The sequence below is a fragment of the Streptomyces sp. Z26 genome (assembly GCF_003665095.1).
GTDB lineage: Bacteria > Actinomycetota > Actinomycetes > Streptomycetales > Streptomycetaceae > Streptomyces > Streptomyces phytohabitans.
Genome location: NZ_RCHV01000002.1, coordinates 1,814,361 through 1,840,039, shown reverse-complemented (window position 1 = coordinate 1,840,039; position 25,679 = coordinate 1,814,361). Strand labels below are relative to the sequence as shown.

The 25,679-nt window shown below is 74.5% G+C and carries 18 protein-coding genes and 1 tRNA gene; 10 read left to right on the top strand and 9 right to left on the bottom strand.

Annotated features, from left to right (window positions below):
• The first annotated feature begins 33 nt into the window (after positions 1–33).
• Entirely contained in the window at positions 34–900 is an 867-nt protein-coding gene (locus D7M15_RS08050; protein WP_121516864.1) for an alpha/beta hydrolase, read from the top strand.
• A 69-nt stretch (positions 901–969) separates the two neighbouring features.
• On the opposite strand, the gene D7M15_RS08045 is transcribed toward D7M15_RS08050, so the two are convergent.
• Both D7M15_RS08045 and D7M15_RS08040 read right to left on the bottom strand, forming a co-directional pair.
• A complete protein-coding gene (locus D7M15_RS08045) occupies positions 970–1,836 on the bottom strand; it encodes an NUDIX domain-containing protein (RefSeq protein ID WP_121516863.1) in 867 nt (288 codons plus the stop codon).
• A gap of 122 nt (positions 1,837–1,958) precedes the next feature.
• Positions 1,959–2,034, bottom strand: a tRNA-Arg gene (locus tag D7M15_RS08040).
• Positions 2,035–2,374: 340 nt separating this feature from the next.
• On the opposite strand from D7M15_RS08040, the gene D7M15_RS08035 reads away from it, so the two are divergent.
• From D7M15_RS08035 to D7M15_RS08005, 7 genes are all read left to right on the top strand, one after another.
• Complete coding sequence (locus D7M15_RS08035) at positions 2,375–4,195, top strand: dynamin family protein (RefSeq protein WP_121520421.1); 1,821 nt, start codon at positions 2,375–2,377, stop codon at positions 4,193–4,195.
• Positions 4,196–4,200: 5 nt separating this feature from the next.
• Positions 4,201–6,861 (top strand): GTPase, encoded by a 2,661-nt coding sequence (locus D7M15_RS08030; RefSeq protein WP_240649183.1) that lies wholly within the window; start codon positions 4,201–4,203, stop codon positions 6,859–6,861.
• A gap of 390 nt (positions 6,862–7,251) precedes the next feature.
• Positions 7,252–7,773 carry a single-stranded DNA-binding protein gene (locus D7M15_RS08025; protein WP_121516862.1) on the top strand — a complete coding sequence of 174 codons (522 nt, stop codon included), beginning with the start codon at positions 7,252–7,254 and terminating at the stop codon, positions 7,771–7,773.
• Between the two features lie 184 nt (positions 7,774–7,957).
• The gene (locus D7M15_RS08020; protein ID WP_121516861.1) at positions 7,958–9,454 is read left to right on the top strand and encodes a thioester domain-containing protein; all 1,497 of its coding nucleotides are present in this window, start codon (positions 7,958–7,960) and stop codon (positions 9,452–9,454) included.
• Between the two features lie 272 nt (positions 9,455–9,726).
• A complete protein-coding gene (gene ettA, locus D7M15_RS08015; RefSeq protein WP_121516860.1) occupies positions 9,727–11,391 on the top strand; it encodes an energy-dependent translational throttle protein EttA in 1,665 nt (554 codons plus the stop codon).
• Positions 11,392–11,460: 69 nt separating this feature from the next.
• Positions 11,461–11,904 carry a thioesterase family protein gene (locus D7M15_RS08010; protein ID WP_121516859.1) on the top strand — a complete coding sequence of 148 codons (444 nt, stop codon included), beginning with the start codon at positions 11,461–11,463 and terminating at the stop codon, positions 11,902–11,904.
• Positions 11,876–12,550, top strand: a complete 675-nt coding sequence (locus tag D7M15_RS08005; RefSeq protein WP_121516858.1) for a hypothetical protein — start codon at positions 11,876–11,878, stop codon at positions 12,548–12,550. Before D7M15_RS08010 ends, D7M15_RS08005 begins: the two co-directional genes overlap by 29 nt.
• A gap of 60 nt (positions 12,551–12,610) precedes the next feature.
• On the opposite strand, the gene D7M15_RS08000 is transcribed toward D7M15_RS08005, so the two are convergent.
• Positions 12,611–13,015: a globin gene (locus D7M15_RS08000; protein WP_121520417.1), complete on the bottom strand. Its 405-nt coding sequence runs from the start codon at positions 13,013–13,015 to the stop codon at positions 12,611–12,613.
• Positions 13,016–13,169: 154 nt separating this feature from the next.
• Between D7M15_RS08000 and D7M15_RS07995 the strand changes: the two genes are divergently transcribed.
• On the top strand, positions 13,170–16,712 hold the full coding sequence (locus D7M15_RS07995; protein WP_121516857.1) for an AAA family ATPase: 3,543 nt from the start codon (positions 13,170–13,172) through the stop codon (positions 16,710–16,712).
• A gap of 83 nt (positions 16,713–16,795) precedes the next feature.
• Here the strand turns inward: D7M15_RS07995 and D7M15_RS07990 are convergent, their stop codons facing one another.
• The 3 genes from D7M15_RS07990 to D7M15_RS07980 form a co-directional block, all read right to left on the bottom strand.
• Positions 16,796–17,650, bottom strand: a complete 855-nt coding sequence (locus tag D7M15_RS07990; protein ID WP_121516856.1) for an ABC transporter permease — start codon at positions 17,648–17,650, stop codon at positions 16,796–16,798.
• The gene (locus tag D7M15_RS07985; RefSeq protein WP_121516855.1) at positions 17,647–18,687 is read right to left on the bottom strand and encodes an ATP-binding cassette domain-containing protein; all 1,041 of its coding nucleotides are present in this window, start codon (positions 18,685–18,687) and stop codon (positions 17,647–17,649) included. Before D7M15_RS07985 ends, D7M15_RS07990 begins: the two co-directional genes overlap by 4 nt.
• Positions 18,688–18,842: 155 nt before the next feature.
• Entirely contained in the window at positions 18,843–19,475 is a 633-nt protein-coding gene (locus D7M15_RS07980) for an NAD(P)H-dependent oxidoreductase (RefSeq protein ID WP_121516854.1), read from the bottom strand.
• A 257-nt stretch (positions 19,476–19,732) separates the two neighbouring features.
• Between D7M15_RS07980 and D7M15_RS07975 the strand changes: the two genes are divergently transcribed.
• On the top strand, positions 19,733–20,701 hold the full coding sequence (locus D7M15_RS07975; RefSeq protein WP_121516853.1) for a methyltransferase domain-containing protein: 969 nt from the start codon (positions 19,733–19,735) through the stop codon (positions 20,699–20,701).
• 261 nt (positions 20,702–20,962) lie between these two features.
• Here the strand turns inward: D7M15_RS07975 and D7M15_RS07970 are convergent, their stop codons facing one another.
• The 3 genes from D7M15_RS07970 to D7M15_RS07960 form a co-directional block, all read right to left on the bottom strand.
• Positions 20,963–22,585: an FHA domain-containing protein gene (locus D7M15_RS07970; protein WP_121516852.1), complete on the bottom strand. Its 1,623-nt coding sequence runs from the start codon at positions 22,583–22,585 to the stop codon at positions 20,963–20,965.
• A gap of 23 nt (positions 22,586–22,608) precedes the next feature.
• Positions 22,609–23,964 carry a VWA domain-containing protein gene (locus D7M15_RS07965; protein WP_121516851.1) on the bottom strand — a complete coding sequence of 452 codons (1,356 nt, stop codon included), beginning with the start codon at positions 23,962–23,964 and terminating at the stop codon, positions 22,609–22,611.
• 130 nt (positions 23,965–24,094) lie between these two features.
• Positions 24,095–25,678, bottom strand: a complete 1,584-nt coding sequence (locus tag D7M15_RS07960; protein WP_121516850.1) for a protein phosphatase 2C domain-containing protein — start codon at positions 25,676–25,678, stop codon at positions 24,095–24,097.
• Position 25,679 lies beyond the last annotated feature (1 nt).

Below are 25,679 nucleotides of genomic sequence, written 5' to 3'. Positions count from 1 at the left end.
GCTAACCAGTTCAAGCATGTAAAGGGGTTAGACATGCGTACGGTGCACCACCGGACCACCACCGTCGACGGCCACGAGATCTTCTACCGGGAGGCCGGTCCCGCCGACGCCCCCGCGATCGTGCTGCTGCACGGCTACCCGACGAGCTCGTTCATGTTCCGCGACCTCATCCCGCTGTTGGCCGAGGACCACCGCGTCATCGCGCCCGACCACCTCGGCTTCGGCCTCTCCGCCGCGCCCTCCGCCGACACGTTCGCCTACACCTTCGACGCCCTCGCCGACCTCACCTCCCGCCTCCTCGACCAGCTGGGCCTCACCCGTTACGCCCTCTACGTCCAGGACTACGGCGCCCCCGTCGGCTGGCGCCTCGCCCTCCGCCACCCCGACCGGATCACCGCCCTCGTCACCCAGAACGGCAACGGGTACGAGGACGGCTTCGTCGAGTCGTTCTGGACCGACGTCTGGGCGTACGGCGACGACCCCGGCCCCGCGACCGAGCCCGCCGTACGCGCCGCCCTGAGCCGCGAGGCCATCCGCTGGCAGTACGTCCACGGCGTGCCCGACCCGAGCGTCGTCAGCCCGGACACCTGGGAGCACGACTTCGCCCTCGTCTCCCGCGAGGGCAACGACGCGATCCAGCTCGCTCTCTTCCGCGACTACCGCAACAACCGCCCGCTCTACCCGCGCCTGCACACGTTCCTGCGCACCCACGACGTACCCGTACTCGCCGTCTGGGGGCGCAACGACGAGATCTTCGGCCCGGCGGGCGCCGAGGCGTTCACCCGCGACGCGAAGGACGCGGAGGTGCACCTCGTCGACGGCGGCCACTTCCTGCTGGAGAGCCACCTCGACGTCGTCGCGGGCCACGTCCGTCGCTTCCTCGCCCGCGTACGCGCCTGAGCCGCCGCCGGGCGCGGGGGCGGGGCGCGTCAAGCGAAGCGGTCCGGGTGGTGCGGTCCGGGCGGTGCGTCAGGTGTGCGTCGTGAGGTAGGCGGGGCCGCGGCCGAGCCGAGACCGTTCGACGGCGTCGAGGCGGGCGAAGTCCCGTGGCGCCATCAACTCCCGCCAGCCGGGCAGGTCGTGTACGGCCCACATGTCGTGCTCGGCGGGGTCGAGACGGACCCGGCGGAGCTGGTCGGCGGTCAGCCGCCCGCCGTCGAAGACGAGACCCACCCTGTTCAGGGGCGTTCGCGGCCCGGCGTGCAGGAAGTGCGTGAGAAGCAACCTCGGCTCCTCCCGGGCCGGTTCGAGGCCGGTCTCCTCCACGGTCTCGCGCCGCGCGGTGCCGAGCGGGTCCTCCCCGAGGACGTCCAGGTTCCCGCCCGGGAACTGCCAGTGCCGGGCGCCGTACACGGAACGCAGCTGCACCGGCCGGTCCCGCTCGTCGCGGACGTACAGACAGCCGTACACGGTGTGGTGCGGGACGGTCCCCGCGTACTCCACGGCCGTCATCGGCATCGCGCGCCCCGGCCGCGCGGGCCGGTGGTCGAAAACGAGCGCGAGCACGCCGCGCGCCTCCCCGCCCGGCGGCTGCGCCCCACGGAGCGCGGCGAGCGTGTCCTCGGGCCGCCCGTCCGGGTCGACACGGGCGGGGTCCTCCGCGCGGAGCAGCTCCGCGAAGGAGGCGTACGGGGTGATCCGCCGTACGGTGACGTCGAGTTCCCGTCCGCCGTCACCGCCGTCGTACAGGACGAGGGTGTCCCCGACGGCGATACCCGCCGCCCCACCGGAGGCGACGCACGCCTCGACCGTCTTGCGCCCCGACTCGACCTGCCCGTACGCGCGCGAAACCAGCCGCAGCCGGTGCTCCGCCGCTTCGGCGGGAGGGGGCGTCATGCCCGAAACGATGACGTCCATGAACGCGACAGGTCAAGGTACTCGGCCCATAAGGGACGTGGGTGCCATCCGGAGGGTGACAAGAAAGCCCCTCGCCCGCGTGAGCGCAGGTGAGAGGCGGTTGGTGCCCCCGGCAGGACTCGAACCTGCGGCCAAGTGCTTAGAAGGCACCTGCTCTATCCACTGAGCTACGGGGGCCGGTGGTGGTCACGGGCGGGCGGGCGCGCCCCTGGTTCTGACCATGCCGGGTCAAGAATAGGGGGCGGTGGTGCTCGTCCCTCGTGCTTACCGACCGCCGTAGGTTGTGGAGGTTCGGTGAAGCGGTCCGATACTCGCAGGCTGGTGCGATTTCCGCAGCGTTTTTCGCGTCGTGTGGGGTGGGTGTTGCGTAGTCGTTATGGCCGCTCTGTGCCCGTCGTGTAGGCCACATGGGGTCAATCCGCTGACCAATGGGCTCATCCGATGCATTTTCATGGCATAGCGGACGAATGCGCTTCAAAAGCCACGCAAAATTGGGCATTCTTCCCGGGTGGCGATCTTGGATGTAGAGCCCGAGCTGCTGGATGCGCTCAGCGTGCTGCGGGAGCGCGTCGCCGCCGTACGCTTTCCGCTCGCGCTGCCCGGAGCCGACGGTGCGCGGCGCTCCCGTACGGATCTGCTGGCGCGCTTCGACGACTATCTGATGCCCCGGTTGCGGGACCCGGAGGCGCCGCTGCTCGCGGTCGTCGGCGGATCGACCGGAGCGGGCAAGTCCACTCTGGTCAACTCCCTCGCCGGGCGGCGCGTGAGCGAGGCCGGTGTGCTCCGGCCGACGACGCGCACACCCGTGCTCGTGTGCCATCCCGACGACGCGCACTGGTTCGAGGGGGACCGGGTGTTGTCGGCCCTGGGACGGGTGCGCGGCCCGCGAACGGTGGGCCGGTACGAGTACGGGCACGAGTACGGCGGCGACGGTGACGTCCTCTTCGACATCGAGGACATCGAGGGCTTCACCGCCGACGCGTCCTCCGGCCCCCCGGGAACCGCGGACGGCTCCGGCCGCGACCGTGACGCGTGGGGCGACGACTGGTCCGAACGGAACACGTCCGCGCGGCACACCCGCGACGAGCCCCCGCAACACACCCCGTACGCACTCCGCGTCGAGACCGACACCTCCCTGCACAAGGGCGTCGCGCTCCTCGACGCCCCCGACATCGACTGCCTCGTCGTCGGCAACCGCGACCTCGCCGCCCGGCTGATCTGCGCCGCCGACGTGTGGGTCCTGGTGACGACGGCGTCGCGGTACGGGGACGCGGTGCCGTGGCACCTGCTGCGTACGGCGCGGGAGTACGACGTCACGCTCGCCACCGTGCTCGACCGGGTGCCGCACCAGATGGTCGACGAGGTCTCCGAGCAGTACGCGAAGCTGCTGGAACGCGCGGGGCTCGGCGACGCCCCCTGCTTCACCGTTCCCGAACTGCCCGAGTCGGCGGGCGGTTCCGGCCTGCTGCCGATGACGGCCGTCGCCGGACTGCGCGACTGGCTCGCCCGTTGCGCCGACGACCCGGAGACGCGGGCGGAGGCCGCACGGCGCACGGCGGCGGGCGCGCTCACCTCCCTGCGCCCGCGCGTGGCGGAGCTGGCGAACGCCGCCGCGCAGCAGTACGCCACCGCCGTACGCCTCCGACAGCACGTGGACCAGGCGTTCGACGAGGCGTCCCGCCGCGTACGCCGGCGCGTGGCCGACGGCGAGCTGCTGGCCGGGGACGTGGCGGCGCACTGGCACGGCTTCCCGCTGGACAGCGGTGGCGGCGAACTGCTCGGCGCCTTCGCGGAAGGGCTGACGGCGCTGCTGGTGGGCACCGTCGCGGCGGCGGACGAACGGGTCGCCGCCGCCTGGCGGCAGGAGCCCGGCGCCCCGGCGGACGTCCCGCTGAGCGCGGGCGCCGGTGGTACCGAGGGTGAGGACGGCAGGGGCCGGGTCGGTGTGCTCGTACGGCGCTGGCAGCGCTGCGTGGACGAGCTGGCGGAGGAGGAGACCCGCGCGACGGAGCGCGGGCCCGCGCCCGACGCCGAGGAGACGGCGGGCCTGCTGGCCGTCTCCCTGCTCGGCGGACGCCGGGCGGACGGTGTGGACGCGACGCTCACCGCGTCGCTCGGCGAGGAGCGCGCGCAGCGGCTGCGGGAGGACGCCGAGTCCGTCCTCGACACCTGCGTCACCCGCGTACTGCGCGGCGAACGCGACCGCTGGCTCGCACCGCTCGACGAGGCCGGAGCCACACCGGAACCGCAAGTGGAACTGATCGCGGCGTACTCCGCCGTGCGCAGGGCGGTGGCTGCGGGGAAGACGCCGCAGGCCCGTACCGAGAGGGAGAGGTGACGGTCATGTCGTCTGCGGAGGTCCGTACGGACGGTGCGTCGGAGTCGTCGGACCCCTCGGACGGGGGCGGCGTCGGGGAGGGCGGTGCCGCCCCGGAGGCGGCCGGTCCGGTGCCGGTCGCTCCGGTGCCCGCCGGGCCGATGCCGCCGCTCGCGCCGGAGGCCGTACGGGCGGAGCCGTGGCCGGAGGCCGGTGGCGGCGGGCAGGAGTACGGGGTGGACGCCCCGGCGCAGGTGTTCCACCCGGCAGCGGCCGCCTCCACCGGGGCGGGGCGCGATGCCGGGGACGGGGACGGGGACGGTGACGAGGCGGAGCCGGTCGCGGTCGACGCGCCCGCCGTGGGGCCCGCCGCCGTGGCCACCGCGCCCGTCGTCGCGGAGCAGGCGGTGGCGCCCTTCCGTACGGAGCCCGCGGGCGGCGGTTGGGACGACGGGCTGATCGCGCGGCGCGCACCCCGTACGGAGGCGGATCTGGAGGCGAGCCGGAGGGAACGCGCGGACGGCCACCGTACGGACGCGGGCGGAGGGCACGCGTACGGCGCGTACCGCCACGCGAGCGCCGTCGTGGGCGCCGGAGTGGGAGTGGAGCACGCGCCGGTGACCACGCGGGCGCGCGCGGACGACGCCTCCGAGGAGTGGCCGGGCACGGGCACGGGGGACGAGGTGGCCGAGCCGGACACCCCGGAGCGGGAGGCCGAGGCGCCGGACGGGGAGGATGCGCCGGACGCCTCGGACGTGCCGGACGGCGGTCACGTGACGCCAGAGGCGCCCGACGCGAACACCCCGCAGGACGCCCGTACGACCGCCGCCCGCCGCGAGATCCCCGACCCGTACGGCTCGATCGTCGGCGTCGGTGACAGCGTCCTGCTGCGCCGCCTCGGCGCCCTGCGGGAACTCGTCGGACTCTCCCGTACGCGGCTGGAGGCGACGGTCCTCACCGAACCGCTGCGCGTACTGGAGGAGGCGGGAGCGCGGGGGCGGCTCTCCCGCGCGTACACGACGGTGGCGATCGCCGGGGCGACCGGAAGCGGAAAGTCCTCACTGTTCAACGCGCTTGCCGGGCGCACCCTTTCCGAAGTGGGCGTACGGCGTCCCACCACCGCCCAGCCCATCGCGTGCACCTGGGAAGCGGAACGGGAGGGCGGCGCCGACGGGTTGCTGGACCGGCTCGGCATCGCCCCCGTCGTACGGCGCCGGGTGAAGGACGCGGGGCTGCACGGGCTCGTCCTGGTCGACCTGCCCGACCACGACTCCGTGGCCGACGGCCACCGCGAGCAGGTCGACCGGCTGCTGGGGCTGGTCGACGCGGTGGTGTGGGTGGTCGACCCGGAGAAGTACGCGGACGCCGTGCTGCACGAGCGCTACCTGCGCCCCATGGCGGGCTACGCCGAGGTCACCTTCGTGGTGCTGAACCAGACCGACCGGCTGCCCGGCGACGCCACCGACGCCGTACTCGACGACCTGCGGCGGCTGCTGGACGAGGACGGCGTGGCACTGGGGGAGCACGGCGAGCCGGGCGCGCGGGTGCTGGCCACGTCGGCGCTCACCGGCGACGGGATCGCCGAACTCCGCGAGGAACTGGGCGCGTTCGCCGCCGCGCGCGAGGCACCCGCGCGGCGCCTGACCGCGGACCTGGACGGCGCGGCGGCGCGCCTGCGCCCGGCGTACGCGGACCTGGACGCGCCCCTTCCGGTGGGGCTCACGGAGCAGGTGCGGGAGGACTTCGAGGACCGGCTGGCCTCGGCGGTGGGCGCCGTCGCCGCGGGCCAGGCAGCCGAACGCGCCTGGCTGCGGCACGCGGAACGGTCCTGCGGCACCCCGTGGTCCCAGCTCGTACGGTGGCACGACACGCGGCGGCAGGAGGTGCCGTCGCAACTGGCCGACGGGGCGTACGAGGGCGGCTCCGCGACCGGTACGGGTGCGCCGGGGGCGCGCGGCTTCCGGTCGGGCACCGGCTCGTGGAGCACGGGCGGCGGGCCGGGGTGCGCGCCGCGCGTGGCCCGGCCGGTACTGGCGCAGGCCGTACGGGAGTTGGCCGCGCGCGCGGTCACCGGGCTGCCGGAGGCGTGGCGGAAGACCGTGCGGGACGCGGCCTGGCGCGGCGCCGAGGGGCTGCCCGAGGCGCTGGACGCGGTGGTGGCGGAGACACGAGAGTCCGGGGAGGCGTACGCCGACCCGGACTCGGGGGCGCGCACCCCGGCGCGACGTGCGGGAACGCGCCCGGCGGGCGCGCCGGGTCCGCCGGGTGCCGTGCGGGAGCCGGGCGGTGCGGCGGCGGACGGCGGGTGGCACGGTCCCGTACGGATGCACCGTCCGCCGTGGTGGGCGGCCGCGATGGCCGGTCAGGGGCTGCTGCTGGCGGTGCAGGTGCTGGGCCTTATCTGGCTGGTCGGCGCGGTGTTCGGCAGCTACCACGGCGAGCTCTGGCTCCCCGTCGCCCTCATCCTCGGCGGGGCGCTCGGCGGACCGCTGCTCGCGTGGGGCTGCCGCGCGGCGGCACGCGGCCCCGCGCGCGCGTACGGGCAGGAGGAGGAGCGCAGGCTCCGGCGCCTGGCGGCCGGTTGCGGGCGGGCGCGGGTGCTGGAGCCGGTGGCGGCGGAACTGCTGCGCTACCGGGAGGTGCGCGAGCAGTACGTGATCGCGGCGGGCGGCGCGGAACGGCTGTGACGGGGGCAGAGGTGACGGGCCGCGGTGAGAGGGCCGCTGTGACGGGGCGTTCGTAGCGCGGTGGTTCGCGGTCGGGGTGGGGGCGCGCGGCCCGCGCCGCGCGGGTGGCGTCGGGCGATCGGTGTCGTACGGAACGGGGCTGCCGCAGGCGGTTCTGTGGGCGGAACGTCCCGTTCGGGTGGCCGAGTTGTGCACAACCGGTGGGTGGTCCACAGGTTCGAGCGGGGGCTCGACGTTCTCGTGCACGATGGTGTCTCCGCAGGTCCCGGCGGTGGGAACGACGGGGCCGACGCCGGTGCCCGGCCGCTCTGCGGCCGAGGCGCGACCGGCGCACATCCGCTCCGCAGCCGGTCGACGGCTGGTCGAGGGCTGAGCCACGGGGGAGTTCGCATGCGTGAGGTGCAGGTGACGGTGCTGGGGAACGCGGTCACACCGGTCGAGTACCAGGAGGCGGGCCCCGGATACCCGACGGCCCGCTTCCGACTGGCGGGCACGGTCGTGGAGTTCGACCGCGCCCGCGGCCGCTGGACCGAGGCGTACACGGACTACTACACGGTCTGGGCGCAGCGGACGCTCGCCACGAACGTGGCCTCGTCGGTGCTGCTCGGTGAACCCCTCATCGTGCGGGGCACGTTGCGGGTGCGCGGGATGGGAGGCGGTGGCCGGGGCCCCGCGACCGTGGACCTGTTGGCGGCCGCCGTCGGACACGACCTGTCGTACGGCACCTCCGCGTTCGCCCGGGTGAGCCGCGCCAAGCCGGGGCTGGGCGGCGACCGTTCGGACACCGGACGGAGACGCGGGGCGGGGCGTGCCGGTGGCGGTACGGGCGGACCCGCGCGCGGCGTGAGACGGCGCGGGAGGACAACGGGCAGGTCGGAGGCGGCAGTTCCGCATCCGACGCGGCCGTCGTGAACCTCCCGGTCCGTCGGATTCTCGGATAACGATTGTGATTCGGAAAGCTTGCCGGCTGGGATTGTTGGGGACCGTGTTGCGCTCGGTCTCTACGATCCCTCGGGTACTCCCGGGGCTCTGGGCCATGCGTGCGACCACGTCGGCCCGCTTCCCGGCACCCGCGGCTCTGCCAGAGGGGAAGAGCATGACTTCTGTACGCGGACGGGTGACCGCCCGTCTGGCCTCCGTACTGCTGGCCTCCGGACTGTTGACGGCGGGTGCGGTGGCGGGCGCGGGACAGGCCGCCGCTCGCGGGGGGCTCCCCGAGCAGGGCGGCGCCGCCGCCACGCTGAACGGGTTGAAGACCTACGGGCAGGCCCTCGTACGGCAGGAGGAAGGCGGGGACCTGAAGACGGGCGCCGGACTCTTCGAGATGTCCGTGGAGGACGGCGGCACGCTCCAGACGTACTCCCTCGACGTCCACAACCCGGCCCAGGAGCTGGCGCGTTACCAGGAGGTGCCGTGGCGGGCCTCCTCACTCCACGGCAACCGGGACGCCGGGAGGATCCGCTGGATACTCCAGCACTCCTACCCGCAGGTGAACGACCTGGCGAAGCTCGCCTCCGCGGCCCGCAGCGGGGCACTGACCCCCGAGACCGCCGCGGCGGGCACCCAGGTCGCCATCTGGCGGCTCGCGGACGGCACCGACGCCCGCGCCGTCGACCCCGCAGCCCAGAAGCTCGCCGACCACCTCGTCCGCGCGGCCAGGAGGACCGCCGAGCCGGAGGGGTCCCTGACGCTCACCCCGCCCGCCGTCGCGGGCAAGGACGGTGGGCGGCTGGGACCGGTCACCGTGCACACCAACGCCGAGACCGTCACCGTCACGCCGGGCCCGGACGCCGCGGCGGGCGGGGTGCGGATCACCGACGCCGAGGGCAGGGCCGTCACGACGGCACGGGACGGCGCGAAGCTGTACTTCGACGTGCCCGCGGGTGCCGAGCCGGGCACCACCACGCTGACCGCGCAGGCCGCGACGACCGTCCCGGTCGGCCGCACCTTCACGGGCACCGGCGAACTGGCCCGCAGCCAGACGCAGATACTCGCCGGTTCCAGCGGCTCGACGGTCTCCGCGACCGCCGCCGTCCGCTGGGCCGACAAGGGCCCGATCCCCGCCGTCACCGCTCAGAAGAACTGTGCCGAGGGCGGCGTGGACGTCACCTCCGCCAACCGGGGCGACGAGGCGTTCCGCTTCACCCTCCACGACGTGGGCTACGAGATCGCCCCGGGCGAGACCAGAACGATCACGTTCCCCGTGGGTGAGGACCAGCCGTACCGCGTCGAACTGCCCGCGCCGGAGGGCGCCGACGCCGGTGGCGGCGACCGTACGTTCAGCGGCGTGCTCGACTGCGAGGCCGCGGGCGCGGAGGGCGCCGACGAGGAGGCCGGACTCTCGCCGCAGACCGGTTCGGAGTCACCCGTCCTCGGTGGCGACACCGCCACGACGGACGGCGGCCCCGACCTGGCGGAGACGGGCAGCGACAGCGACACCCCGCTGCTGGTCGGTGTCGCGGTGGGGCTGGTCGTGGTCGGCGGCGCGGCCATGGTGCTCGTACGGAAGCGCAAGCCGGGCGTCGGTACGTCCGGTACGGCCGGTTCCTCCGGTACGGCCACGGCGTCCGGTGACGCACCCGACGGGGACTGAGCCCGCCCGCGCGTCCTCGACGACCCGTACGGTTCACGCCCGCACGTCCTCGCCCCTCCGTACGTCCTCGTGCCGGGCCGTGCACCGGGACCCGGCCCGCGCGCCGGTCCCGGTGGCCGCCCCACCGCCCCGTTTCCGGGTTGGCCGCGCCGTGCGGCAAGATGGTTCCATGTGCCCGCCCGCAGCGGAGCCATATGCCGACCGCGCGGCGCAGCCGCCTCTCGACACCCGCAGCCGCCTCTCGACCCCTACTGATTGCCGGACGGTTTCTCTTGGCTGAGTTCATCTACACCATGCGCAAGGCGCGTAAGGCGCACGGCGACAAGGTCATCCTTGACGATGTCACCCTGGACTTCCTGCCGGGGGCGAAGATCGGTGTCGTGGGCCCCAACGGCGCCGGTAAGTCCACGGTGCTGAAGATCATGGCCGGTCTCGAGCAGCCGTCCAACGGCGACGCCTACCTGCTGCCCGGCTTCAGCGTCGGCATCCTCCTCCAGGAGCCCCCGCTCGACGAGACCAAGACCGTCCTGGAGAACGTCCAGGGCGGCGTCGCGGAGATCAAGGGCAAGCTCGACCGCTTCAACGAGATCGCCGAGCAGATGGCGACGGACTACTCCGACGCGTTGATGGACGAGATGGGCAAGCTCCAGGAGGACCTGGACCACGCCAACGCCTGGGACCTCGACGCCCAGCTGGAGCAGGCGATGGACGCCCTCGGCTGCCCGCCCGGCGACTGGCCGGTCACCACCCTCTCCGGTGGTGAGAAGCGCCGCGTCGCGCTCTGCAAGCTGCTGCTGGAGCAGCCCGACCTGCTCCTCCTCGACGAGCCCACCAACCACCTGGACGCCGAGTCCGTGCAGTGGCTGGAGCAGCACCTCGCGAAGTACGCCGGCACCGTCGTCGCGATCACCCACGACAGGTACTTCCTCGACAACGTCGCCGAGTGGATCCTCGAACTGGACCGCGGCCGCGCCCACGCCTACGAGGGCAACTACTCCACGTACCTGGAGAAGAAGCAGGCCCGGCTCAAGGTCGAGGGCCAGAAGGACGCTAAGCGGCAGAAGCGCCTCAAGGAGGAGTTGGAGTGGGTCCGCTCCAACGCCAAGGGGCGGCAGGCCAAGTCCAAGTCCCGGCTGACCCGTTACGAGGAGATGGCGGCCGAGGCGGAGAAGACCCGGAAGCTGGACTTCGAGGAGATCCAGATCCCGCCGGGCCCCCGCCTGGGCAACGTGGTCGTGGAGGTCGAGCACCTCAACAAGGCGTTCGACGACAAGGTGCTGATCGACGACCTGTCGTTCACCCTGCCGCGCAACGGCATCGTCGGCGTGATCGGCCCCAACGGCGCGGGCAAGACCACCCTGTTCAAGATGATCCAGGGCCTCGAGGAGCCGGACTCCGGCTCGATCAAGGTCGGTGAGACGGTCAAGGTCTCGTACGTGGACCAGTCCCGGGCCAACATCGACCCCAAGAAGACGCTGTGGGCCGTGGTCTCGGACGAGCTGGACTACATCAACGTCGGCCAGGTCGAGATGCCGTCCCGCGCGTACGTCTCCGCGTTCGGCTTCAAGGGCCCGGACCAGCAGAAGCCCGCCGGTGTGCTCTCCGGCGGTGAGCGCAACCGCCTCAACCTCGCGCTTACCCTGAAGCAGGGCGGCAACCTGCTGCTCCTCGACGAACCGACGAACGACCTCGACGTGGAGACCCTGTCCTCGCTGGAGAACGCGCTGCTGGAGTTCCCCGGGTGCGCCGTGGTCGTCTCCCACGACCGCTGGTTCCTGGACCGCATCGCGACGCACATCCTGGCGTACGAGGGCGACAGCAAGTGGTTCTGGTTCGAGGGCAACTTCGAGTCGTACGAGAAGAACAAGATCGAGCGGCTGGGCCCGGACGCCGCCCGCCCGCACCGCGCCACGTACAAGAAGCTCACGCGCGGCTGACGAGGAAGTGTCCGAGGCGGGCACCGGCTCCGGCCGGGCCCGCCGGTTCTTGAGAGTGATGGTCTGAGCGTGCGGCACGAATACCAGTGCACCCTGCGCTGGTCGGACATGGATGCCTTCGGGCACGTCAACAACGTGGTCTTCGTCCGTTATCTGGAGGAAGCCCGTATCGACCTCATGTTCCGGCTGGCGGAGGAGGCGGAGACCGGGGCGGGTTCCGCCGCCGGGTCGTTCAAGGGCGGCTCGGTCGTGGCCCGGCACGAGATCGACTACCTCCGGCCGCTCGTCCACCGGCACACCCCGGTGACGATCGAGACGTGGGTGACCAAGGTCAACGCCGCGTCCGCGACGCTGGACTACGAGATCAAGGACCCGGGGGAGGTATACGCGCGCGCCCGCACCGTCATCGTCCCCTACGACCTGGAGCGGGGCCGCCCCCGTCGGCTGACGCCCGAGGAGAAGACCTTCCTGGAGGGGTACTTCGATGACAGTGCCGCGTCTGGTCTTCGCTGACCCCGGCGAGGCCGCCGGGCTCGCGGCCTTCCTCGGCCGCCTGCTGCGCTGGGAGAAGGGCGCGGCCGTGCGGCTCCAGGCGGGCGACGGTGTCCTCGGCGTCTTCGCCCGCCCCGCCCGCTTCGAGGTGCTGGCCGTGCTGACCGCCCGACTGCTGGAGACGGCGGAGCTGGACACCACCGTCTCCGCGGGCGAGTTGCTGGAGGGGGTCGACGAGCCGCACGAGTCGGTACGGGTCCCGGCGGCCGTCACGGGCCCGTCCTGGGCGGGGCTGCTCCCGCCGCGCGGCGGCTGGCGCCAGGAGGGCGAGCTGCCGCCCGGGGACGTACGGGAGGCGGCGGCGGGAGTCGTCGCGGAGTTCCGGGAGCGTACGGACCGGCTGGCGGCGGAGGAGCGTACGCGTGACGCCCTCGACGGCCTCGCCGAGGAGATCTGGCAGCGGCGACTCCACGGTACGGACCTGCCGTTGCGGGCGGTCCACGCGGCCCACGCGCTCGGTTTCCTGCGCGACGCCGCGGCCCCCGTCGGCCTCTACGGCACGGGGCCGTGGCTGCGGCTGCGTACGGCGTACGGGTCGGTGATCGCGCGTACGGGCGGTGGCCTCCAAGGGGCCGCCGGGGGCGGGCTCGGGGTCACGCCGGTCTGACGGCGGCGGGGTCCGGGCCGCGCGCGCCGGGCCGGGTGGCGCACCGGCCCGGCCGGGCGGTCACTCCGCGGAGTTGACCATGGACCGCGCGGCGTACACCAGGTAGCCCCACAGCTGCCGTTCGTGCTCCGGGTCCAGTTCCAGGCTGTCCACGGCGTCCCGCATGTGGCGCAGCCACGCGTCGTGCGCGGCCTCGTTCACGGTGAACGGCACGTGCCGCATGCGCAGCCGCGGGTGCCCGCGCTGTTCGCTGTACGTACGGGGGCCGCCCCAGTACTGCATGAGGAACAGCGTCAGCCGCTCCTCCGCCGGACCGAGGTCCTCCTCCGGGTACATGGGGCGCAGCAGCGGGTCCTCGGCGACGCCCTCGTAGAAGCGGTGCACGAGCCGTCGGAAGGTGTCCTCGCCGCCGACCTGCTCGTAGAAGGTCTGCGTCTGCAAGGTGCCGCGCGGAATCTCCATCACGTTCCCCATGGTCGCAGACGGCGCGGCGTACGGGACCGGCCCCGGGCGGAACGGGGACGGCCCGGAACGGGCGCGGGGAGCACCCGGCGAAGGGTTCGTCACGGTACGTCCGGGATGGTCCGTTGTCAGTGGCGGCGGGTACGTTCGGACGACCATGACTGGCATCCCCGAGACCCACGCCCTGATCGGCCGCGACCATCCCGCCGGAGTGCTGCGCGCCGAGATCGACCGCGCCGCGCACAGCCACCGCGGTCTCGTGCTGGTCACCGGCGAGGCCGGGATCGGCAAGACCGCGCTGGTCGCCGGGGCGGCGGAGGAGGCGCGGCGGCTGGGCGCGCTGGTGCTCGGCGGCTCGTGCTGGGACTCGGAGAACGCGCCGGGTTACTGGCCGTGGGTGCAGGTCCTGCGCGGCCTGCGGCGCGCCGCGACCGGCCCGGAGTGGGAGGCCGCCGAACGGGCCGCGGGCAGCGGGCTGTCCGTGCTGCTGGGGGAGGCGCGCGGGGCGGAGGGCGTCGAGAGCTTCCAGCTGTACGACGCGGTGGCCAGCGCGCTGGTCTCCGTCTCGCAGACCCGGCCGGTGGTCGTCGTCCTCGACGACCTGCACTGGGCGGACACGGCGTCGCTGCGGCTGCTGGAGTTCGCGGCCCAGCACACGTGGTTCGAGCGGGTGCTGCTGGTCGGCACGTACCGCGACGTGGAGGTCGAGTCCGCAGACCACCCGCTGCGCCCCCTGATCATGCCGCTGCTGTCCCGGGCGACGACGGTGACCCTGACCGGCCTGGCGGCCGGGGAGGTCGGCGCGCTGATGGCGCGTACGGCGGGCGCGGAGCCCGGCCCGGAGCTGGCGGCGGAGGTGCGTCGGCGTACGGGCGGGAACCCGTTCTTCGTCGAGCAGACCGCCCGGCTGTGGCGCAGCGGCGGCACCGTCACGGGCGTCGCGCCGGGTGTGCGGGACGCGTTGCGGCGGCGGCTCGCCCAGCTGCCGCCGCCCGTGGAGGGGCTGCTGACGGACGCGGCGGTGCTCGGCCGGGAGTTCCACCGGCGGGTGCTGGCGGCGGCGGTGGGGGCGCCGGTGCCGCAGGTGGACCGGTTGCTGGAGCAGGCGGTGGCGGCGCGGTTGGTGGTGGCACGGGGGGCGGGCCGGTTCGCGTTCGCGCACGACCTGGTGCGGGAGACGCTGTACGGCGCGCTGGGCGAGGAGGAGGCCGCCGGGCGGCACGCGGCGGTCGTACGGGCGTTGGAGGGCGACGCGGCGCCCGCGCCCGCACCGGCGGGCGTGGGGCCGGGGCGGCTGGGGCCCGCCGACTTGGCGCACCACGCGCGGCTCGCGGGCGGCGCGCTGCCGCCGGCGCGCGCGGTGGACCACCTGCTGGCGGCGGCGCGGGACGCGGGTGAGCGGCTCGCGTTCGAGGAGAGCGTCGGGCACCTGTGGGGCGCGCTCGAACGGGCGGAGCGGGACGAGCCGCGGCGCCGCGTCGTCATCGGCCTGGACCTGGGGGTGGAGCTGCACGCGTGCGGTGACCTCCGGGAGGGCTGGCGGGTTCTCTGGGAGGCGGTGGGGCGGGCCCGCGCGCTCGACGACGACGGGTTGCTCGCGCGCGCGGCGCTCACCGTGCACGGGCTGGGCGGGCGGAGCGAGGCCGATCCGCGGCGGGCGGGGGAGTTGTTGGTCGAGGCGCACCGCAGGCTGGTGCGGGACGGTCCGGAGGCGGACGGCGGGCCGTACGGCGCACGGGGGGACGGCGTACGGGCCGGGGGAGCCGGTGGCGGGAGCGGGGGAGCCTCAGCCGAGGGCGGTGGCGCGGCCGCCGGTGCGGAGGAGCCGCGGCGGGCGGCGGGCGCGCACGCGGTGGACGACCCGGCGGAGACGGACGGGCCGTGCCTGGACCGCCTCGCCCGCGAACTGGCCGTCCGCGCCCTCGTACTGGCCCGGAGCGGAGACGACGACGAGGCACTGTCGTTCAGCCTCTGGAGTCGGCACAACCTGGTCTGGGGTCCCGGCACGGCGGTGGAACGGGCCGCGCTGACCGAGGAGATGATCACCGTCGCGCGCCGGGCGTCCGACGACGACGCCGAGCGCTTCGCGGTCGCCCTCAGCTGGGTGGCGCTGCTGGAGCAAGGGGACCCGCGCTACCACGAGCGGTTCGAGGCGTTCGTCGGCATGGCGGCGCGGGACGCGGGCGAGCGGATGCGGATGGCGTCCGCCCTGGACCGGTGCATCATCGCCACGTTGGGCGCCCGGTTCGAGGAGGCCGAGGCGCGACTCGCGGAGGCGGCCGCCGCCGGGGACGGGCACGAGCACGACCATCCCGGCTTCGGGGCCATGACCGGCCATGTGCTGTGGGCGCTGCGGCTGGCGCAGGGCCGCTTCGCCGAACTGGGCGCGGTGCACGCCGCGCTCACCGAGCGCGGCCACTCCAACCCCCGGCTGCTCGCGGGCATCACCGCGGTGGAACGGGGCGACCTGGAGGAGGCGTTGCGGCACCTCGCGGAGATCTCCGAGCGGCCCGAACCGCTGCCGAGCAGCGAGGAGTCGCTGTGGCTGCGCTTCCAGGCGCAGGTGGCGGCGGAGTCGCGGGACCCGGACCTGTGCGAGCGCGCGCGGCGGGCCATCGCGCCGTACGCGCACGAGTGGGCCGTCTCGTACCACGGCTGCGACATCAGCGGGCCGATGGCCTTCTGGCTCGCGCGGCTGGACGCGGCGGAAGGGCGCTGGGACGAGGCGGTCGAGGGGTTCACCGCCGCCGCCGAGTCCGCCGACCGGCTGCGGGCCGACCTGTGGGCGGTGACGGCGCGGGCACGCCTCGGGGAGGCGCTGCTCGCACGCGGCGCGCCGGGGGACGCCCGCGCGGCAGCGGCCCTGCTGGAGGACGCGGAACGGGACGCCACCGCGTGCGGCATGGCGCACGTCGCGGAGCGGGCCCGGCGCACCCGGCTGGCCCCGGCCCCGCCGCCCGCGGTGCGGATCGCGGACGCGCCGGACACCGAGGGGGACGCCGGGCCGGGGGAGGCGCGGCGCGTCGGGGGGCAGGGCGGGGGACACGGTGGAGAGCGCGACGGCGGGGAGCCGGAGACCGGGGGCCCGGGAGGGGAGCCGGACGGGAGCCGGGACGGCGGTCGGGCGGGCGGCCGGGAGGCGCCGCCCGCGGGGGAGTTCCGGCGGGAGGGCGCGGTGTGGACGCTGCGCCTCGGCGGCCGCACGGTCCACATGCCCGACGCCAAGGGGCTGCGCGACCTGCACACCCTGTTGGGCAGCCCCGGCACCGACATCCCGGCCGTGCGGCTGCTGGACCCGGCGGGCGGGGAAGTGGTCGTCGCCGCCCGCCGGTTGGGGGGTGACGACGTGCTCGACGACGAGGCGAAGGCGCGCTACAAGCTGCGGCTGACGCAGCTCGACGAGGAGATCGACCGCGCAGTGGAGCGCGGCGACGACGGCCGGGCGGCGGACCACGACCGGGAACGGGCCGCGCTGCTACGGGAGTTGCGCGCGGCGGCCGGACTCGGAGGACGCAGTCGCCGCCTGGGGGACGAGTCGGAGCGGGCCCGTAAGACGGTCACCGCCCGCATCCGGGACAGCCTCCGCAAGTTGGACGAGCGCCATCCGGAGTTGGCGGCGCACCTCCGGGCCACGGTGTCGACGGGTGCCGCCTGCCGCTACCAGCCCGACAGCGGCACCGACCCCCGCTGGCGTCTCTGACCGTGGGGCGAGAGCGGCGGGGCGGCGACCCGGTCGCCCGGTCGCCCGGCCATCCGAGCGGGCCGAGCGCCGGGCCGTCCGGCTCACTTGCGGTTGTAGAGCCGCATCGTCAGCGTCCCGAAGACGACCAGCAGCACGCCCGACCAGCCGAGCGACCAGGCGATGTCGGCGGCGGGCCAGTCACCGGCCATCAGGTCCCGTACGGCGGACGAGAGATGGGTGATCGGGCTGTTGTTCACGAACGTCTGGAGCCAGCCCGGCATGGTCTTCGGGTCGACGAAGATGTTGCTGCCGAAGGTCAGCGGGAACAGCACCATCATGCTCACGCCCATGACCGACTTCTCGGAGCGCAGCAGCAGCCCGAACATGGTCCAGATCCACGAGAAGGCGAACGAGAACACCAGCAGCAGCGCCACTCCGGCCAGCACGCCCACCACCCCGCCGTGCGGCCGGAAGCCCAGGAGCATGCCGATGGCCAGCATCACGCCCGAGGCCAGGGCGTAGCGCATGAGGTCGCCCAGCAGGTAGCCGACCATCGGGGACGGGCGCCAGATCGGGAGGGTGCGGAAGCGGTCGAACACGCCTTTCTCGATATCGGTGTTGACCGCGACCCCCGTGTACATCGTGATCATGGTGACGCTCATGACCAGGATGCCCGGCAGCAGGAACTGGAGGTACTCCGAGGTCGAGCCGGCCAGCGCGCCCCCGAAGAGGTACGTGTACATCAGCACCATCATGATCGGGAAGGCGGTGACGTCGAACAGCTGCTCCGGTACGTGCTTGATCTTCAGCATCGCGCGCCAGCCGAAGGTGACCGACGCGCTCCTCGCGGTGGGCCGGGGTGGTCGTTCCTTGGCGACGAGCAGGGCGGCCAGGCTGTCCGTGCTGACCGGGGCGAGGTGTTCGTCACGGGTGTCGGTGGTCGTCGCGGTGCTCATACTGCGGCCTCCTCGGAGGACGTGGCGGAGGTGGCGGACGTGGCGGTGGCGGCGGACTCGCGGGTGGTCGCGGGGTGGTCGGTGAGCGCCAGGAACACCTCGTCCAGGCTGGGTTGGCCCAGCGAGAAGGTGTCCACGACGATGCCCGCGCGTGCCAACTCCCCGAGGGCGCGTGACGCCTGCTCGGCCGCGCCCTGCCCGCTGTCGCCCGCACCTATCCGGGCGGTGAGGGCCACCGGGTCGGGCTCGACCTGCACCTGGGCGTCGAGGGCGCGGGTCAGCAGCGCCTCGGCCTCGGAACGCTGTGCCGCCTCCCGCAGCCGCAGGTGCACGGAGCCCGCGCCGACGGACGCCTTCAGCTCGCCCTTGGTGCCCTCGGCGATGACCCGGCCCTTGTCGATGACGGCGATCCGGGACGCCAACTGGTCGGCCTCGTCCAGGTACTGGGTGGTCAGCAGCACGGTGGTGCCCTGGGCGACGACGGCGCGGACGATGTCCCAGACTTGGTTCCGGCTGCGGGGGTCGAGGCCGGTCGTCGGCTCGTCGAGGAACAGCAGGTCGGGGGTGTTGAGGATGCTCGCGGCGATGTCGATGCGCCGCCGCATGCCGCCCGAGTAGTTCTTCACCTGGCGGGACGCGGCGTCGGTCAGGCCGAACGCCTCCAGCAGCTGCGCCGCGCGCGCGTACGCGGCGGGCTTGCGGTGCCCCAGCAGCCGTGCGAGCAGCACCAGGTTCTCCGTGCCGGTCAGGTCCTCGTCCACCGAGGCGTACTGTCCGGTGAGGCTGACCCGGCTGCGTACGGCGTCGGCCTCGCGCGCCACGTCGTGGCCGAAGACCCGGGCCTCGCCGCCGTCCGGGCGGAGCAGCGTGGCGAGCATCTTCACGGCGGTGGTCTTCCCGGCGCCGTTGGGCCCGAGCACGCCGTAGACCGCGCCGGTCGGGACGGTCAGGTCGATTCCGTCGACCGCGCGGTTGTCTCCGAAGACCTTGACGAGACCCGACGTCTCGATCGCCGGTCCCTCCCGTTTCTCACTCATTCCGGAACTCCGTGTGTGTGGTGTGATGTCGCTTCTGTGCTGTTTCGCGTACTGCATCCCTCTACCGCTTCCGGCTCCCGGCCGCCACCCCTCGCCCGCGACCGCTTCGGTGGGTGCCCGTCGCGGGACGCGGGGCGACCGCGCCCGGACATCGCCTAGGTGACGTACGGCCGCACCGTCCGCCCCTCGCGCAGCGCCAGCCCCCACCAGACGAGCTGGTCGAGCATGCCGGTCACGGCCCGCTCCTCGGCGTCCTCCGTCGGCCGCCCGGGCTCGCCCGGAAGGCCCGCCAGCAGGTCGAAGCCGACGCCGTCCCGCACCGTGACGGTGTGCAGCTCGGTGAAGACCGAACGCAGCGCCTCGACCGCGAACAGCCCGGCCGACCTGCTGCCGTACGACACGAACGCGACCGGCTTGGCGTGCCACTCGTCGTACGCGAAGTCGATCGCCTGCTTCAGGGACGCCGGGAAGCTGCGGTTGTACTCCGGGGTGACCACCACGAAGCCCTCCGCGCGCGCCACCTCGTCGCAGAACGCGGTCATGTCGGGTGACGGCCGCTCCGGATAGCGCTCCGGGAAGCGGAAGCCCGCGAGGTCCACGAGCCGCAGCTCAAGGTCCGTACGCCGTCGGGCCCGCTCCGTGAACCACTCGCCCACCGCGCCGCCCGCCCGCCCCTCCCGGGTGCTGCCGATGATCACCGCGACGCGCAGCGCGGCCGGAGTCCGGTCCCGGTCCCGGTCGCGATCCCGATTCTCGGGGAGCGGTGCGGCGCCGGTGGGGTGCGGCATCGGGGTCTCCTCTCGTGCCGGGAACGGGCGGACTGGGGGAACGGGCGTTCGCCCCGTAGGCGCGAGACGTCGTCCAGCGATCCGCTGGACCGGATCTCGCGGCGTCCGGCACGGGGGTACGCCTCCGGGCTCGCGCCGTGGGTGCCACCGCGAGACGCGTCCTCGCGCCCCACCCGCGAACCGCCCCCCGCCACAGCCCCCGCAACCCCCACCCCCGCCCCCTCGCGCGGGGCGCGCCCGCGCAGCACAGTGGAGAGATGAACGGTCGTACGGGCGCACCGACGGACCCGGCCCACCGCCTGGCGGACGAGCTGATCGCGGCGGGCGCGCTGACCGACCCCGCCTGGCGCAGGGCGTTCGAGGAGGTGCCGCGCGAGCTGTTCGTACCCTGCTACTACGCGCCCGGCACCGACACCGGCGCCCGTGAGCGCCGCCGCCGGGACGACCCCACCCCGGAGGGGCGGGCCCGCTGGCTGCGCGGCGTCTACCGGGACGTGCCGCTGGCCACCCGGTGGCGCGGCGGGGAAGCGGTCTCCTCCAGCAGCCAACCGTCCCTGATGGCGGGCATGTTGGAGGCCCTACGGGTGCGGGACGGGATGCGGGTGCTGGAGGTCGGTACGGGGCCCGGCTACAACGCCGCCCTGCTCTCCCACCGGCTCGGCGACCGGAACGTCGCCACCGTCGACCTGGACCCGGAGATCACCTCCGCCGCCCGACAGCACCTCGCCGCCGCCGGTCACCACCCGGCCGTGGTCACCGGCGACGGGGCGCGCGGCTGCCCCGAACACGCCCCGTACGACCGGATCATCGCCACCTGCGCCCTGTCCGCCGTCCCCACCGCGTGGCTCGCCCGGTGCACGCCCGGCGCGCTCGTCCTGGCCCCGCTCGCCACCGGGCTGGTCGCGCTCCGCGTGCTCGACGGCGGCCACGCCTCGGGCCGCTTCCTCCCCACCCCCGCGTACTTCGTACCGCTGCGCGGTCCCACCCCCGCGCCGCACCACGTCGGCAGTACGGACGGGCTGCCCGCCGACGCGCGGCGCAGCGACGCGTTCCACTTCCTGCTCGCGCTCACCCGGGGCCGGTTGCCGGGGCACGCGGCGTACGCCCTCTGGGAGGCGGTGGGTCGCCCGGAGCGGAGCCGCTACGGGGTGACCGTGCGCGACGGTCGGCAGTGGGCCTGGCTCGACGCGCCGTACGGTGCCCACACCTGGCCGCTCGCACCCTGACGCGCCGTCATCCGGCTCCCGTACGCCCCGGCTCCCGTACGCCCCGTCAGCCGCTGGCCCGTCAGGTCGCCCCGCCACCCGAACCCCCGCCGCCCGTACGGCACTTCGCCGCGCCCGCCCCGAACCCCCGCGCCCCGAACCCGTGCCCGCCCGCCGCGCCCCCGGCACACGCCAACGGCCCCCGGCGCGGACCGTGGAGGTCCGGCCGGGGGCCGCCGTACGTGCGTCGCGTGCCGGTGCCCGACGGGCACCGGCCGGTCGTCAGTGCTGCTTGACCGTGATGGTGGTCCAGGCGCCGACGTGGACGCGGTCACCGTTGTAGAGCGGGATCGGCACGAAGGGCTGGATCGGCTCCTCGCTGCCGTTGATCGTCGTGCCGTTGGTGGAGTCCTGGTCCACCACCGCCCAACTGCCGTCCGGCTGCTGGATGAGCACGGCGTGCGCGTGCGAGACGCCCGGGTCCTCCGGCGAGCTGGCCAGGTCGATGTCGGGTATCTCGCCGGACGACTGGCGGTGTCGCCCGATCGTGATCTGGTTCCCGCTGAGGGGGATCTCCCGCGCGGCCTCGGCCGGCGGCAGGTCCAACTCGGAGGCGTCCGGGCCGCTGCGCTCCATCATGGCCTTGAAGTACTCGCGGTCCGGGGCGATCCGCGCCGTCCAGCCCGTCTCCAGGCCGACACCGGCGGGTGCGCCCGCGGGCGCCGCCGCGGCCTGGCCGGGAGGCGAACCGAGCACGCTCGGGCTGCCGAACACCCCGGGCGCCGCCGCACCCGCGGGAGCGGGCGCCGCTGCCGGGGCGGGTGCGGAGGCACCGCCGGGCGGGGGCGCGTCGACGAGGGGCGGGAAGCCGTAGCCGCCGACCGGCCTCGGGGCCGGGGGCTCCTCGCGTACGGGTGCGCTCGGCGGGGACAGCATCCAGTCACCGGCGGCGGGTCGGCCACCGGCCTCGGGCTGGCCGGCCTGCGGGCCGCCCGGCGGCGGCGGGGCCACGGGCGAGACCGGACCGCCGCCCGGCACCGAGCCGTTGGGGCCGACGGCGGACAGCCGTGCGCGCTCCGGCACCGGCGCCTGCTCCGGCTCGCCGCCCTGCGGCTCCGGCGCCGGGGCACCGGCGGGGGCGGCCTCGGGGGCCTGCTGGCCGGGCTGCTGCTGGGCCGGACCCGGGTAGCCGTACGCGGGCTGGCCGGGCGCTCCGGGCTGACCGGCCGCGCCGGGCTGACCGGGCTGACCGGGGTGGGCGGGCGCACCCGGCTGACCGGGCTGTCCCGGCTGGCCGGGAACCGGCGGCTGGCCCGGGTATCCGTACGCGGGCTGCCCCGGGGCGCCCGGGTGCACGGGCGGGGGCGGCTGCGCGCCGGGGTATCCGTACGCGGGCTGGCCGGGCGCACCCGGGTGCACGGGCGGCTGACCCGGCGCCGGGTAGCCGTACATGGGCTGGCCGGGGGGCGGATACGCCGCGGGTGGCGGGTAGCCGTAGCCCTGCGGGCCGGGCGGCGGGTACTGGGCCGGGTACCCGTACGGCTGCTGCGGCGGGTAGGGCTGCCCCGGGTGCGCGGTGGGGCTGAACGCGGTGGGGGAGTTGGTCAGGAAGTTGAACCGGCACCCCTCGCAGAACGGCGCCTGCGCCTCGCGCTGCGTGCCGCACTGCGGGCACGCCTCGGCGCGGCCCGGCTGCTGGCCGGGTCCCGGGTATCCGTACGCGGGTTGACCGGCGCCGGGGGGCGCGCTCTGCGCTCCCGGGTAGCCGTAACCCTGCGGTGCGCCCGGTGCGGGCGGCTGCGCGGCCGCACCGGGGGCGGCGCCGGGCGCGGGCGCCATGCGGTGACCGCAGACCTCGCACCAGTCGTCGGCCGCCGACCGGTGGCCGTTCGGGCAAGTCGGCATCTCGTGCCTCCCCCTCCGTACTGCTATTTCTTCACACGGACTGTCTTAGTCGACCGCGTTTCAAGGGTCATTTCGTCGGCGTCGGCGACCTTCGCCTTCAGTCGAACAGTACCCGTCACAGCGTCCACCACGTCGACCACCTTCGAAAGCAGTTTCGCAGTCTCCGCGTTCCCGGAGGCGTTGGCCAGCTGCACCGCCCGGCCGAGCTTCGCCGTCGCGCCGGGTACGTCGCCGGACTTCCGCAGCTCCAGGCCGAGTTGGATCACCTGGGCCAGCTCCGCCTGCCCGGTGTAGTGGGCCACCTGCGGGTTTATCTGGGTGGTGACGGTCGAGTCGTCCGTCCACACCGCTCTGATCAGGCCCTGCGACAGCGTCTGCGGCGCGCTCCCGTCCGGGGACGGGAGCACCAACGACACGCGTGCGGCGAGCATTTCACTGCCGACCTCGGCCGCCGGGACGTCGATGCAGACGTGGTAATCGCGAGATTCGTCACCCCAGGAACCGGTCGGGTAGTCGCCGGAACGGGGCGCGGACTCGGTACGACGTTCGGTGAGATCTTCTACAGTTGGCGCAACCTGCTTGACGAAACGGATCACAGACCCTTGGGGCGTCCACAGGCGGAGTCCGACATCGGCGACCTCCTTGCCCATGGCCGACTCCATCATCCGCTTGAAGTCGGCGATCAGACCCTCCGGATCGGCCACGATGTCCGCCGAACCGAGCAGCGCGGAGGCGATCCCCGTGACCTCCTTGACCTCCCAGTCCGTACCGACGCCCCGCGCGTCACAGGTGAAGCGGCCCGCGCACACGTCGAGCGCGGCCCGCAACTGCTCCGGGTCCTCGTGCTCGTTGCGCCCGTCGGTGAGCAGGATGCCGTGCCGTATCGACACGTCGGCGGAGGCCAGCAGCCGTTCCGCGAGCCGCAGCCAGTTGCCGATCGCCGTACCGCCGCTCGCGGACAGGTGCCGCAGGGCGTCCTTCGCCGCCGCGCGCGTGGTGGCGTCGGCCACGGCCAGCCGCCCGCTGCCCGGATAGACCTGCTTGGCCTGGTGGGTGCCGGCGACGACGGCGAACGCGACGCCGTCCCGCAGGGTGTCGATGGCGGCCGCGGTGGCGTGGCGCGCGTTCTGCATCTTCGTCGGCGGGTAGTCCATCGAGCCGGAGCAGTCGACCATCACCACGACCGCCGCGTCCGGTCTCTGCCCGGGTGGCGTGCCCGCTTGGACGCCCACCGGCAGCGGTACGCCGCCCGAGGTGCCGCCGCCGGTCGACGTCACCGTGACGATCGCGTTGATCTCCTGCCCTCCCGCGGGCAGGTGCGCGTTCTGGTACACGCTGACCGAGAACTGCGGGACGCTCGACTTCGAGAAGTTGGCCATGGTGGTCCGCTCCTGTTCCGGGGTGAGCAGGCAGAGAGGCAACCGGGGGAGAACCGGCGAGAGCTGTGCCCTCTCGGTTTCCCCACGCCGCCCCCGTTGACCCGTCGCCGGTCCCCCCGGCCCTGGGGTGTCAGGCCGATCCTGCCCTCTCGTCGGGGGCCGGGAACGGCACGAGTGCCACTGTTACGTTGTCGTGGCCGCCCGCGTCCAGTGCGTAGCCGACCAGGTGCTGAGCGCATCGCATCGGCCGTGAACGGGCGTCGGGCGGTACCGCGGCGGCCATCTCGTCCGCTGATTCGGCATAGTTCCACAGTCCGTCCGTGCACACCACGATCACCCCCGGCTGCTCCGGCTTGAACGACGCCGTGTGCGGCTCCAGGTCGTACGCGTCCGCGCCGAGCCAGCCGGTGATCGCGTGGGCCCGCGGGTCGGCGTACGCGTCGGCCTCGTTCATCAGGCCCGCCGCCACCATCTGGGCCGCCCACGAGTCGTCCTCGGTGAGCCGGGCGGCCGATGACGTACGGTCCTCCGGCACCCAGTACGCCCGGCTGTCGCCGATCCAGCCGACGGTGAGCAGACCGCCCGCGGTGACCGCGCTGACGATGGTGCACGCGGGCGCGTTCCGCTGGGACTCCGCGTCCTCGTCGGTGGCGAGGTCCGCGACGGCCTTGCCCGCGGCGAGCAGCGCCTCGTGCATCGCCTGCTGGGTGTGCACGCCGCGCGGAACGGACACGCTCATCGACGCGCGGGCCGCCTCGGCGGCGGCGGCCGACGCCTCGTCGGAACGGGACGCCGAGGAGACGCCGTCGCAGACGACGGCGATGGTGGCCGTGGTGCCGTCGGCCATCACCGGGGCGTCGATGGCGAAGAAGTCCTCGTTGCGGTGGTGGCGCAGCCCGCGGTCGCTGGCGGCGGCCACGTAGCGCAGCTCGTGCTCCATGTGGTCGCGGGGCTGCGGCTGCTTGTGGCCGCAGTGCTCGCAGTAGCCGTCGGCGTCGATCGCGCCCGTGCCGCAGGCGACGCAGCGCGGGACGGCGGGCTTCGCCGCGGCGGCGGCCGTGGCCGGTCCGGAGGGCTCGGCGGTACGGCCGGGGGTGTCGTCGCGCAACTCCTGCGGGTCCGCCGTACGCGGGTCCACGGCCTGCGACGGCTGCGGTGTGTACGACCGCCGGGGCGCCGCGGACGCGGGCCGTGGCGGCGGCGGGGGCGGCATCGGGGGCGAGGCGTCCGCGCCGGTCGCGGAGTCCTCGGTGCTGTGCGCGCGGCCGTCGTCGTCCCCGCGTTCCGACCGCTCGGCGGAGGTACGGGCCGTCGGCGCGGCGGGCTGGAGGAGGAAGTCTGCCTCGGTGGAGGTGTGCGCGTGCTCCGGCGCGGACGTGCCGTGGCCGTTGGCGGGCACGCCACCGGCCGCCGCGTCGCGGTTCGCCGCGTCGCCGCGGGACGTACGGGCGGTCCCGCCGCCGCGCGCCCCACCGCCGCCGGACTTGCGGCTCTCCGGCCGCGCGGCGGCGTCGGGTGCCGCGCCCGGTGCCGGGCCGTCGGGGAGCCGCGGCAGCGGCTCGTCGTTCATCCCCGCCGTCGGGCGGTCGTCGTACGCCGCGGCCCGCTGTGCGGGGGTCCGCAGGTCCGAGCCGCACGCGCCGCAGAAGAGGTCGCCCTGCTCGGGCGGCTCCGCACAGCTCGGGCAGGCGGACAGTTGGTCGACCTGTGCCATC